The following is a 12,208-nucleotide window of genomic DNA, read 5'->3' as shown; positions in this document are numbered from 1 at the left end:
CCACTGACCGTCCCTGCTCAATTGATGAGTAGGGACGGTGCAAAAATCTCCTCAACCATCGCATCAGCCAGTCGTTTCGCCGAACACAATCGCGGCATTCCTAACGCCACATTTTGCCAACGCTGCGTCACCGACCAGCTCACCGGATGACGCTGCGCATCGCACCAGTCGCCTAACCAGCTCAGCATATCGTTATACTCGCCCGATCCGCTGACAACTGGCGTGCTGAGCCAATGATGATAGTAATGACGCGTAGCAGGCGCCGCATTCACGTTGTCCGCCAACGCCTGAGCGGCCATGGTTCGCAGGTTGTCTTTTAGCATTAACACCACATCGGCATTCGCTAACCGGCAGGCGTCACCGAAGGCTCCCCAGCGCAACTCCTCCAGCGCAACAAAACAGCGTCCAGGTAACGACCAACCGTCATATGCGCCAGCCCGCCAGCGGGTAAAAATTTGTTCGCTGTGTTCGCCCGCCTGAACCGTCAGGCCACGCTGGGTCAGCGCCTTCTCTTTATACGCAGCGCGTTGGGTAAACCAGTCAGTCAGTGAATTTATTTGTTGTAAAAGACCAGGGGTTGAAAGCCCACGCGGGTGTTCGGTTTGTTGTAAAAACCTCAGCCCTTCGGCAATACGCACCAGCGCCAGATGGCCTGGGTCGATCATGCCCGCCAACTTCTCTACCAGCTTAAGACGCATCACCAGATGCTCGCTGGATACTCCCGCCATCACCCACGCCCGTAGTTGTGTCTGGGATAACACCTCCTGCGTCAGACGCGCGCGAAGCCGCTGCTGCTGTTGCAGAAAACCGCCGGAACGTTTGGTTTCATCTCCCTGAACCAGATCGACCATAAACTTCGGGTAGACACACTCCAGCGTCCTCCCGGGGCCTTCCAGTAAAACGTTAGTCATGTGTGCTCGGTTGCAAAAAGGGTATTGATATCGTCACGCAGCAAACGGGAATCTTCATAAAGCCATGCCGCAATCGTAATGCGCTGCTGCAATTGCTCATTCATTGCATTCACCGCGGATTCATTTTGTTGGCGTAGCGTCAGACTCTCACTCAGGCTCGCCTGCAATTGCGCCAGACACAGTGAAAAATCTGCAAAAAACGTGGCCATGCCTGCCGTAACGGAAATATCGACCTGAGCAACTAAAGCTTTACGAATTTGTTGGCAAAACTGGGAGACATACTGCACAAGGTTCTTATGCAAAGCGCCCATATCAATGAGATAACGCGTTTTTGTTTCGACGTAATCATTCCATCCCCAGTTGGGTTGATTTAGCCAACGAGAGAAAGTGTCACGTACCGCACCACCAGTAGACGGCGCATTTTCTGCCGGAATATCCTGCTCAATGGCCTCGTTAAACAATTGGCGGGTATTGAAATTAAACATCGCTGTATGGAACGCTGGAAAACGGATCCGCGCACGAAAACCGGCGTGGTTTAGCTCCTCTTTCACCCTTTGCTCAATTGGCCGCATCGCGTCATTTAGCGCCCGGGAGAGTGTCGACTCAAGCTGTTCAAAACGCAGGGCTAAGTCACGGCTGATGCTTTCCTGCGCCGCCAGCAATACCCCCTCACAGGACGAGCGAATTTTATCTAACACAATTTTCGCCTGCCCTTCATCGTGCAGCACCAGCATTTCTCCGGCCATTTCTGCCGAGGAGACGCCAGCTCCCAGGCTATGTTGTGACATCATCAGGACGTTTTCTTTGACAAAGAACGTGTTGATACCGCAAAGAATCTCGGTTTGTTGCTCTCTGAGATAGGCTGCAGCAGCTTCCAGCGCCAGTTCTACTTCATGGCTGACTTCATCGCTCACCCGCCCCTGGCTCACTTCTAACTGCTGCATATCCTCTTCAATATGCGTGATGTTCAGCCGTAGTTCGTCATAGGCGACCGTTAACCCGTGGGCACGAAACTCCAGATATTCGTGCACGCTTTGCGCATAGTTCAATAACTTATGTGACGCTGAGCGTAGCGCATACAGCGATGCATTGGCGTAAGCGGCGTGAATCACTTTCTGGATAGGCTGTTCAAACAGCGAGTCTTCCCACAACAGGTCGGCGGCATGACGGATATGCTCCGTATCTTCAAGATCGGTGGTGCGCCAGCGTCTGCCAAGCGCCGCTTCGGCAAAATCCTGCACCCAACGTTGCACCTGATGATCCGGCAGTCGCCCACGGGCCGTCAGCTCATGACGCGCCCTGTTTGCCAGATAGCCCCACATTGAGGAAACCGGATAGATTCTTTCAGGGGCAATGCCACCTTGCATCAACGTGCCAGAAATCAACGCCCGCACCTGCTCTTCATCGTCACTGTTGCGGTCTTTCTGATCGAACTTGTTCACCAGCGCATACAGCGGTACTGACTTACCAACCGCCATAATCGCCTGACGCACTTCCTCATCAGAAATAGATTTCAATTGGGTGTAATCCAACACTGCCAGCACCGCAGAGGCCCGTACCAGCTGTTCATTAAGCATTTTTTGTAAGTGCGGTTGTCCCGCCTCGTTCGGCCCCGGCGTATCCAGCAACGTTAATTGCCCTGGGTAGCTTGCTTGTCCGGCCAAATGGACAAACTCAACCTCAATAACCGGAATATGCTCAATCGCGGCATAGGCAGCAAAAGGAAAATCAACATCCAATGCTTTTGACAGGCGCACCAGGTCGTTCAGGCTTTTAAGGCAATGGAAAATAGGCTGTGCGCCAAGATAATACCGTTCAAATGCCACGCCGGTTTCAATATGCTGCAGCAGGACATTCATATCCTTGTCAATTTCCAGGGTCTGCGTAAGACGCTGGCGATCGCACTCGCGCACACGCTGCTGTAAAACCTTCATTAAGGCATCAATCGGCGCGACATGTGAAAAATGCAGGACTGGCTCTTTCTGCCCCGGCGTATGACGAATTAGCGTTGGTAACGCCGTCATGGGGCGATTACGATTAGGTAAAACTTCTGTCCCTACAATCGCGTTAATCGTCGTCGATTTTCCCGCTTTCATCGTGCCAACAATCGCCAGCACCATTTCCAGACGCGTAATCTTGCGCAACTCATTATTGAGCGTTGCTTGCTGGACATCCATGCCACGCGCGCTGAAGTGCAGGGGCTGAACAACCTGACTGCTATGCTCTCCTTGTTTTAGCGCGACATCATCCAACGACGTCATGGGCAATTTTTGCAATTGCCTGAGATGTTCAAGCGAGAGCATCAGCAAGCGTTCCGCTTCCTGACTTAATTCATATATTGTCTGTGTGTGCATGGAAAATCTTTCCTTAACGCAAATAGCATTGCTTTTATTTAGCCCAATCGTTTTATTTATAGATTTTTTGGCTTTTATAATTACGTGTGGAAATAATTAAAATCAAAACAACCAATTGATATTATTAAAATAAGTTTGGCGTACAACCGCTGGCCTGAAACCTCTCACTTATGTAATAAGTAAGAAAGATAAACAGCGTAGTTCAGTTTTAAAAAATGCCAGCTTAATCCCCCTACTAAAATTAAGGGGGATTGAGATATTCAATCACAATGACTTAGACATCCGCAGGCGATGTTACCTATGAATATCAGATATTTCGCCTCACCTTATCTTAAATAACCTGACGTAGCAATTTCCCTTAAAAAATATTACCCCATACTTTCATTGAGGTAAAAGCAAAGGGTCTTTACAGCAGATCATTTGCGTAATCACGCAGTAGTCCCGACAAAAGCAGGGATTTTATGTATAATTGCGGCCTTTTTCGGCAATCTGCCATTTTTTGGGCGCATTTGCCCCTGCTGACTTTTGAGGAAATCCACATGTCATTACCACACTGCCCACAATGCAACTCCGAATACACTTACGAAGATAACGGCATGTTCATCTGCCCGGAATGCGCGCACGAATGGAACGATGCTGAACCGGCACAGGACAGCGACGAACTGATCGTTAAAGATGCTAACGGCAACCTGCTGTCCGACGGCGACAGCGTTACCGTCGTGAAAGACCTGAAGGTAAAAGGTAGCTCTTCCATGCTGAAGATCGGTACCAAAGTGAAAAACATTCGCCTGGTTGAAGGTGACCACAACATCGATTGCAAAATCGATGGCTTTGGCCCAATGAAGCTGAAATCTGAGTTTGTGAAAAAGAACTGATGCAAATTGCCTGATGGCACTACGCTCATCAGGTCTACACCAGCTCATCTGCCAGGCGGGAAGCTCATACTTCCCGCCTGGTTTATTTATGCAGACGATAACTACACTTAACTGGTTTCTTTTACCTGAGGTAAAGATTATGCCGTTAAGTCCCTATATCTCCTTTGCAGGCAACTGCGCTGACGCTATCGCCTACTATCAAAAAACGTTAGGCGCTGAACTGCTCTACAAAATCAACTTCGGTGAAATGCCCAAATCGGCGCAGGATAGTGAAGATGGTTGCCCTTCAGGCATGAAATTCCCCGACACCGCCATTGCCCACGCCAACCTGCGCGTTGCGGGCAGCGACATCATGATGAGCGATAGCGCCCCGGACGGAAATGCTCACTACTCTGGCTTTACGCTAGTGCTCGACACGCAAAACGTCGATGAAGGCAAACGCTGGTTTGATAACCTGGCAGCAAACGGAAAAATCGAAATGGACTGGCAGGAAACCTTCTGGGCCCACGGTTTCGGTAAAGTGAGCGACCAGTATGGCGTGCCGTGGATGATCAACGTCGTCAAACAACAGCAACCCCCTACAGAGTAATCCAACGGGAGGCCAGCCCTCCCGTACTGTCATCAAATAGCGCTCAACTCTTCATCATCGAGTAACTATCCCTTAACGAAAACGTCACATTGATCCGCCACGATGGGGCCACTTTTTTAGGGAGGCCGCAGCATGCAAACGATTATTCGCGTCGAAAAACTCTCCAAGTCCTTCAATCAACATCAGGCGCTCAATGCGGTTGATCTGAACATCTGTTCCGGTGAGATGGTGGCTCTGCTTGGGCCGTCCGGCTCCGGCAAATCCACCCTTTTACGTCATTTAAGCGGCTTGATCGTCGGTGATAAATCACCCGGTAGCCGCGTCGAGCTGCTGGGCCGCACCGTTCAACATGAAGGCCGCCTGGCGCGCGATATCCGCAAAAGCCGCGCCCACACCGGCTACATCTTCCAGCAGTTCAATCTGGTGAACCGCCTGACAGTGCTGGAGAACGTCCTGATTGGCGCGCTCGGCAGCACGCCGTTCTGGCGTACCTGTTTTAGCTGGTTTAGCCAGGAACAAAAACAGCGTGCATTACAGGCGCTGACCCGCGTGGGCATGGCGCATTTTGCATACCAGCGTGTTTCCACGCTTTCGGGCGGACAACAGCAGCGCGTCGCAATCGCCCGCGCGCTGATGCAGCAGGCCAAAGTGATCCTTGCCGATGAGCCGATTGCCTCACTGGACCCGGAATCCGCCCGCATCGTGATGGACACCCTACGCGACATCAACCAGACCGACGGCATCACCGTGGTCGTCACGCTGCATCAGGTGGATTACGCCCTGCGCTACTGCGAACGCATCGTCGCGCTGCGCCAGGGCAACGTCTTCTTTGATGGCAGCAGCCAGCATTTTGATAACGATCGTTTTGACCATCTTTACCGCAGCATGAACCGCGTCGAACAGAACGCGCAGGCTGCATAGTTCTAAAAAACCAGGCGTTATTGGCGCAGCCAGGCTGGAGACGGCCAGCGCGGAAAAACCGGAGCGTACACGCAGTACGTGAGGATTTTGAGCACTGCCCGGATTCAGGCTGGCAAGTGAAATAGCCTGGAACAATGACTAATTAAGGAAACGACATGAGCTATAAGACAGTTGCCGCGCTGGCTTTCACCAGCATGTTTAGCGTCAGTACCTTGTTAAGCCCGGCGCATGCCGAAGAGCAAGAAAAAGCGCTGAACTTTGGCATTATTTCGACCGAGTCACAGCAAAACCTGAAGCCACAGTGGGAACCGTTCCTGAAGGACATGGAAAAATCACTGGGCGTGAAAGTGAACGCCTTCTTCGCCCCGGACTACGCCGGGATCATCCAGGGCATGCGCTTTAACAAAGTGGATATCGCCTGGTACGGCAACCTCTCGGCAATGGAAGCGGTGGATCGCGCTAACGGGCAAGTGTTTGCCCAGACCGTCGCCGCCGACGGATCCCCGGGTTACTGGAGTGTGTTGATCGTTAACAAAGACAGTCCGATCAATAACCTGAACGATCTGATCGCCAAACGTAAGGATCTGACCTTCGGCAACGGCGATCCCAACTCAACGTCAGGCTTCCTTGTTCCCGGCTACTACGTCTTTGCCAAAAACAACATCTCCGCGAGCGATTTCAAACGCACCGTTAACGCCGGACACGAAACCAACGCCCTGGCCGTCGCCAACAAGCAGGTCGATGTCGCCACCAACAACACCGAAAACCTCGACAAGCTGAAAACTTCCGCGCCGGAAAAGCTGAAAGAGCTGAAGGTGATCTGGAAGTCACCGCTGATCCCGGGCGATCCGATCGTCTGGCGTAAAAACCTCTCCGAAACCACCAAGGACAAGGTGTACGACTTCTTTATGAATTACGGCAAAACGCCGGAACAGAAAACCGTATTGGAACGCCTTGGATGGGCACCGTTCCGCGCCTCCAGCGATCTGCAACTGGTGCCGATTCGCCAGCTGGCACTGTTTAAAGAGATGCAGGGTGTGAAGGACAACAAAGGGCTGAACGAGGAAGAGAAAACCAGCAAAACCTCGGCGTTGAAAGCGCAGCTCGATGACCTTGACCGTCTGACCGCCGCACTGGGCGCTATGACCAGCGTCACCAAAGCGGTGCAGTAACCCTGGTGCCCGGTGGCGCTTCGCTTACCGGGTCTACGATGTTTTGTAGGCCGGATAAGGCCCCTGCGCCGCCATCCGGCAATAACCTATGCACGGAGCTAAACATGCAAACCATCACCGTCGCCCCGCCCAAACGTAGCTGGTTCTCGCTGCTGAGCTGGGCCATTCTGCTCGCCGTACTGGTGGTCTCGTGGAAAGGTGCCGAAATGGCTCCGCTCACGCTGATCGAAGATTCCGGCAATATGGCAACCTTCGCCGCCGACTTCTTCCCACCGGACTTCAGCCAGTGGCAGGACTATCTCGGTGAAATGGCCGTCACCCTGCAAATTGCCGTCTGGGGGACTGCCCTCGCCGTGGTGCTATCGATTCCCTTCGGCCTGATGTGCGCCGATAACCTAGTGCCGTGGTGGATTTACCAGCCGATGCGCCGCCTGATGGACGCCTGCCGCGCCATCAATGAAATGGTCTTCGCGATGCTGTTCGTGGTCGCCGTCGGGTTAGGGCCATTCGCCGGGGTGATGGCGCTATTTATCCACACCACAGGGGTACTCTCCAAGCTGCTTTCTGAAGCGGTAGAAGCCATTGAACCGGGTCCGGTAGAAGGTATTCGCGCCACCGGAGCCAACAAAATTGAAGAGATTCTGTACGGCGTTCTGCCACAGGTCATGCCGCTGCTTATCTCCTACTCGCTGTATCGCTTTGAATCCAATGTTCGCTCGGCCACGGTAGTCGGCATGGTGGGCGCAGGTGGTATTGGCGTGACCTTATGGGAAGCGATTCGCGGCTTTCAGTTCCAGCAAACCTGCGCCCTGATGGTGTTAATCATCGTCACCGTCAGCCTGTTGGATTTCCTTTCCCAGCGTTTGCGTAAGCACTTTATCTGATTAGCGAGGCATTGATTGCTATGCACTTGTCTACACATCCGACCAGTTATCCAACGCGTTATCAGGAAATTGCCGCGAGACTTGAGCAGGAGCTACGTCAACATTATCGCTGCGGTGACTATCTGCCCGCCGAGCATCAGCTTGCCGCGCGCTTCGAGGTAAACCGCCACACCCTGCGCCGCGCCATTGACCAGTTGGTTGAACGCGGTTGGGTTCAGCGTCGCCAGGGAGTCGGCGTGCTGGTGCTGATGCGCCCGTTCGATTACCCGCTTAATGCCCAGGCACGCTTTAGTCAGAACCTGCTGGACCAGGGCAGCCACCCCACCAGCGAAAAACTGCTGGCGGTGCTGCGTCCGGCCTCCAGCCACATTGCCGATGCGCTCAGCATAAACGAGGGCGATAACGTGATTCACCTGCGCACCCTGCGCCGGGTTAACGGGATCGCACTGTGCCAGATCGACCACTATTTTTCCGACCTCACGCTGTGGCCGCTGCTGCAAGGCTTCAACAGCGGCTCACTGCACGACTATCTGCGTCAACAATCCGGTCTGACGCTGCTGCGCACGCAAACGCGCATCAGCGCCCGCCGCGCGCAGGCCAAAGAGAGCAAGGTGCTGGAAATCCCCAATATGGCGCCGCTGCTGTGCGTGCGCACCCTGAACCACCGTGAAGGCGAAAAACACGCGGCGGAATACTCCGTCAGCCTGACCCGCGCCGACATGATCGAATTCACTATGGAGCACTGAATGCATTTCGATACCGCCACCCGCCAGCGCTGGATGCGCGCCCTGGCTTACAGCAATGCCGATGCCCTGAACGCCCGCATCAACGCGCTCAAACTGACGCCGGACTATGAACTTATCCGCGCACCGGAAAGCGGACTGATGCAGATCCAGGCCCGTATGGGCGGTACCGGTAACCGCTTCTTTGCCGGTGACACCACGCTTACCCGCGCAGTGGTACGCCTGAAGAGCGGCACGCTGGGTTACAGCTACCTGCTGGGACGCAACAAACAACATGCCGAGCAGTGCGCGGTGATTGACGCGCTACTGCAGGAACAAACGCATTTCCAGAACCTAATGGAAACCTTAATTGCCCCGCTGGAAGCGGAACGCGATGCGCTGATTAACGCACGCTGTGCCGAAGTTAACGCCAGCCGGGTCGACTTCTTCACGCTGGTACGCGGAGATAACGCATGACCTTACAGACCGCATTTAATTTACCCGTTCAGGATGCTCAGCAGAGCTTTCGTCGCCTGCTGAAAGCCATGAGCGAACCGGGCGTAATCGTCGCCCTGCATCAACTGAAACACGGCTGGCAGCCGCTGGGTCTGGCGACCACCAGCGTGCTGCTGACCCTGGTCGATGGCGACACGCCGGTCTGGCTGGCGCCGTCGGTGGATAACGATATCGCCCGGCAGAACCTGCGTTTTCACACCAACGCGCCGCTGGTGGATCAACCACAGTTGGCGGCCTTTGCCGTCGCCGACGAACGTATCAGCAGCGAACAGCTTAACGCCCTCTCCGCCGGTTCAGCCGTCGCACCAGAAACCAGCGCCACGCTGATTGTGCAGGTCTCTGGCTTAAGCGGCGGACGCATGCTGCGTCTGACCGGCGCGGGCATCGCCGAAGAGCGCATGATCGCGCCACAGCTGCCGGAATGCCTGATTCACGAACTCACCGAACGCCCGCACCCGTTCCCACTGGGGGTCGATCTGATCCTCACCTGTGGCGAACGCCTGCTGGCTATTCCGCGAACCACCCATGTGGAGGTGTGCTGATGTACGTCGCCGTCAAAGGGGGCGAAAAGGCGATAGCCAACGCCCACGCCCTGCAGGAAAACCGACGCCGGGGCGATGAGACCATTGCTGAACTGAGCGTGGCGCAAATCGAACAGCAGATGAACCTGGCCGTTGATCGGGTGATGACCGAAGGTGGCATCGCTGACCGCGAACTGGCTGCACTGGCGCTCAAACAGGCCAGCGGCGATAACGTCGAGGCCATCTTTTTGCTCCGCGCCTACCGCACTACGCTGGCAAAGGTTGCTGTCAGCGAACCGGTTAACAGCGCAGAAATGCGTCTTGAACGCAGAATCTCCGCGGTCTACAAGGATATTCCCGGCGGGCAGCTGTTGGGTCCAACCTATGACTATACCCATCGCCTGCTGGATTTTACCTTACTGGCCAATGGCGAAACCCCGCCTCTGCGCAGCGCAGACGGCGCGCAGGATGCCTCCCCGCACGTCTTTTCCCTGCTGGCGAACCAGGGCCTGGCAAAACGTGAAGAGGATGATGGCGCGACACCCGACGACATCACCCGCACGCCGCCGGTTTACCCCTGCTCACGCGCTTCACGTCTGCAACAGTTGATGCGCGGTGACGAGGGATATTTGCTGGCGCTGGCCTACTCCACCCAGCGCGGCTACGGGCGCAACCACCCGTTTGCCGCCGAAATCCGTAGCGGCTATGTGGCACTGGAAACCGTACCGGAAGAGCTGGGATTTGCGGTGAACGTCGGCGAACTGCTGATGACGGAATGTGAAATGGTCAACGGTTTTGTCGCGCCAGAAAATGAATCGCCCCATTTTACCCGCGGCTACGGGCTGGTGTTCGGTATGAGCGAACGTAAAGCAATGGCGATGGCGCTGGTGGACCGCGCCCTACAGGCAGCCGAATACGATGAAACGGTCACAGGACCGGCGCAGGACGAAGAGTTCGTGCTGGCGCATGCGGATAACGTCGAGGCGGCGGGTTTTGTTTCGCACCTCAAACTTCCCCATTACGTCGATTTCCAGGCCGAACTGGAACTGCTCAAACGCCTGCAACAGGAGGCCACCTGTGACCACTAACCTCTCCGGCTACAACTTTGCCTATCTTGATGAGCAGACCAAACGCATGATCCGCCGCGCAATTCTGAAAGCGGTAGCGATCCCCGGTTACCAGGTACCGTTTGGCGGACGTGAAATGCCGATGCCATACGGATGGGGAACCGGCGGCATTCAACTTACCGCCAGCGTGATTGGCGAGCCGGACGTGCTGAAAGTGATTGACCAGGGCGCGGACGACACCACTAACGCCGTATCGATTCGTAATTTCTTCAAGCGTGTGACCGGAGTGAATACCACTGAGCGTACGGAAGATGCGACGCTGATCCAGACCCGCCACCGCATCCCGGAGACGCCGCTGGTGGAAGATCAAATAATCATCTTCCAGGTACCGATCCCCGAGCCGCTACGCTTTATCGAACCGCGTGAAACGGAAACTCGCACCATGCACGCGCTGGAAGAGTACGGCATAATGCAGGTGAAACTGTATGAAGATATCGCCCGCTTCGGTCATATCGCCACCACTTACGCCTATCCGGTGAAGGTCAACGACCGCTACGTCATGGACCCGTCGCCCATCCCGAAATTCGACAATCCGAAGATGGACATGATGCCAGCCCTGCAACTGTTTGGCGCAGGCCGCGAAAAACGCATCTATGCCGTTCCACCTTACACCCGCGTGGAAAGTCTCGATTTCGACGATCACCCGTTTACCGTGCAGAGCTGGGATGAACCTTGTGCCATCTGCGGCTCAACCCACAGCTATCTCGATGAAGTGGTGCTCGATGACAGCGGCAAACGCATGTTTGTCTGCTCCGACACCGATTACTGCCGCCAACAGAGCGAGGCCCTCGGCAAATGACGCAACCGCTGCTTTCAGTCAACAACCTGACCCATCTCTACGCGCCGGGCAAGGGCTTCAGTGATGTCTCTTTTGACCTGTGGCCAGGCGAAGTGCTGGGTATCGTCGGCGAGTCCGGTTCTGGCAAAACCACGCTGCTGAAATCGATCTCTTCACGGCTGACGCCGCAGAGCGGTGAGATTTTGTATCAGAACCGTTCGCTGTACGGCATGAACGAAGCCGACCGTCGCCGTCTGCTGCGCACCGAATGGGGCGTGGTGCATCAGCATCCGCTGGATGGCCTGCGCCGTCAGGTCTCCGCCGGCGGCAATATTGGCGAACGCCTGATGGCCACTGGCGCGCGTCACTACGGCGACATCCGCGCCACCGCGCAGCGCTGGCTGGAGGAGGTGGAGATCCCCGCCTCGCGTATCGACGACCTGCCAACCACTTTTTCCGGCGGTATGCAGCAGCGCCTGCAGATCGCCCGCAACCTCGTCACCCATCCCAAACTGGTGTTTATGGACGAACCCACCGGCGGGCTGGACGTTTCGGTACAGGCCAAACTGCTGGACCTGCTGCGCGGCCTGGTGGTGGAACTGGATCTTGCAGTGGTCATTGTCACCCACGATTTGGGTGTGGCGCGTCTGCTGGCAGACCGTTTGCTGGTGATGAAGCAGGGCCAGGTGGTGGAAAGTGGGTTAACCGACCGCGTGCTCGACGACCCGCACCATCCGTACACCCAGTTGTTGGTGTCGTCCGTTTTGCAAAATTAAACATCGGATGCCGGATGGCAGCTTACGGGGCGCTTTTTGTAGGCCGGATAAGCACAGCACCA

General features: G+C 55.2%; 13 protein-coding genes. 11 read left to right on the top strand and 2 right to left on the bottom strand.

Going from position 1 to position 12,208, the window contains the following annotated elements:
- Positions 1–17: 17 nt before the first annotated feature.
- Together OGV57_RS00675 and crfC are read right to left on the bottom strand one after the other, a co-directional pair.
- On the bottom strand, positions 18–911 hold the full coding sequence (locus OGV57_RS00675) for a diguanylate cyclase regulator RdcB family protein (RefSeq protein WP_054527975.1): 894 nt from the start codon (positions 909–911) through the stop codon (positions 18–20).
- A complete protein-coding gene (gene crfC / locus OGV57_RS00670) occupies positions 908–3,265 on the bottom strand; it encodes a clamp-binding protein CrfC (protein ID WP_003844774.1) in 2,358 nt (785 codons plus the stop codon). Before crfC ends, OGV57_RS00675 begins: the two co-directional genes overlap by 4 nt.
- Before the next feature lie 539 nt (positions 3,266–3,804).
- On the opposite strand from crfC, the gene OGV57_RS00665 reads away from it, so the two are divergent.
- The 11 genes from OGV57_RS00665 (at position 3,805) to phnK (ending at position 12,146) form a co-directional block, all read left to right on the top strand.
- Positions 3,805–4,140: a zinc ribbon domain-containing protein YjdM gene (locus tag OGV57_RS00665; protein ID WP_054528663.1), complete on the top strand. Its 336-nt coding sequence runs from the start codon at positions 3,805–3,807 to the stop codon at positions 4,138–4,140.
- Positions 4,141–4,279: 139 nt separating this feature from the next.
- Complete coding sequence (gene yjdN, locus OGV57_RS00660) at positions 4,280–4,729, top strand: VOC family metalloprotein YjdN (protein WP_003031832.1); 450 nt, start codon at positions 4,280–4,282, stop codon at positions 4,727–4,729.
- Between the two features lie 132 nt (positions 4,730–4,861).
- Positions 4,862–5,650, top strand: a complete 789-nt coding sequence (gene phnC / locus OGV57_RS00655) for a phosphonate ABC transporter ATP-binding protein (RefSeq protein ID WP_048234134.1) — start codon at positions 4,862–4,864, stop codon at positions 5,648–5,650.
- A 155-nt stretch (positions 5,651–5,805) separates the two neighbouring features.
- Positions 5,806–6,822 carry a phosphonate ABC transporter substrate-binding protein gene (gene phnD, locus OGV57_RS00650; protein ID WP_003031828.1) on the top strand — a complete coding sequence of 339 codons (1,017 nt, stop codon included), beginning with the start codon at positions 5,806–5,808 and terminating at the stop codon, positions 6,820–6,822.
- Positions 6,823–6,926: 104 nt separating this feature from the next.
- Complete coding sequence (phnE, locus tag OGV57_RS00645) at positions 6,927–7,706, top strand: phosphonate ABC transporter, permease protein PhnE (protein WP_003841119.1); 780 nt, start codon at positions 6,927–6,929, stop codon at positions 7,704–7,706.
- Positions 7,707–7,726: 20 nt separating this feature from the next.
- Positions 7,727–8,452, top strand: coding sequence for a phosphonate metabolism transcriptional regulator PhnF (phnF, locus tag OGV57_RS00640; RefSeq protein WP_003841117.1), 726 nt, complete (start codon positions 7,727–7,729; stop codon positions 8,450–8,452).
- Positions 8,453–8,905, top strand: a complete 453-nt coding sequence (gene phnG, locus OGV57_RS00635; protein WP_003031825.1) for a phosphonate C-P lyase system protein PhnG — start codon at positions 8,453–8,455, stop codon at positions 8,903–8,905.
- Positions 8,902–9,486, top strand: a complete 585-nt coding sequence (phnH, locus tag OGV57_RS00630; protein ID WP_003841109.1) for a phosphonate C-P lyase system protein PhnH — start codon at positions 8,902–8,904, stop codon at positions 9,484–9,486. Before phnG ends, phnH begins: the two co-directional genes overlap by 4 nt.
- The gene (locus OGV57_RS00625; RefSeq protein WP_044702163.1) at positions 9,486–10,553 is read left to right on the top strand and encodes a carbon-phosphorus lyase complex subunit; all 1,068 of its coding nucleotides are present in this window, start codon (positions 9,486–9,488) and stop codon (positions 10,551–10,553) included. Before phnH ends, OGV57_RS00625 begins: the two co-directional genes overlap by 1 nt.
- Positions 10,554–10,599: 46 nt before the next feature.
- Positions 10,600–11,391, top strand: coding sequence for an alpha-D-ribose 1-methylphosphonate 5-phosphate C-P-lyase PhnJ (gene phnJ, locus OGV57_RS00620; protein WP_230128310.1), 792 nt, complete (start codon positions 10,600–10,602; stop codon positions 11,389–11,391).
- Positions 11,388–12,146: a phosphonate C-P lyase system protein PhnK gene (gene phnK / locus OGV57_RS00615; protein WP_003844769.1), complete on the top strand. Its 759-nt coding sequence runs from the start codon at positions 11,388–11,390 to the stop codon at positions 12,144–12,146. Before phnJ ends, phnK begins: the two co-directional genes overlap by 4 nt.
- The last annotated feature ends 62 nt before the right edge of the window (positions 12,147–12,208 follow it).

Origin of the sequence: Citrobacter sp. Cf087 (assembly GCF_030334285.1) — a bacterium.
Taxonomy (GTDB): Bacteria; Pseudomonadota; Gammaproteobacteria; order Enterobacterales; family Enterobacteriaceae; genus Citrobacter; species Citrobacter freundii.
This window is presented reverse-complemented; position numbering and strand designations above follow the sequence as displayed.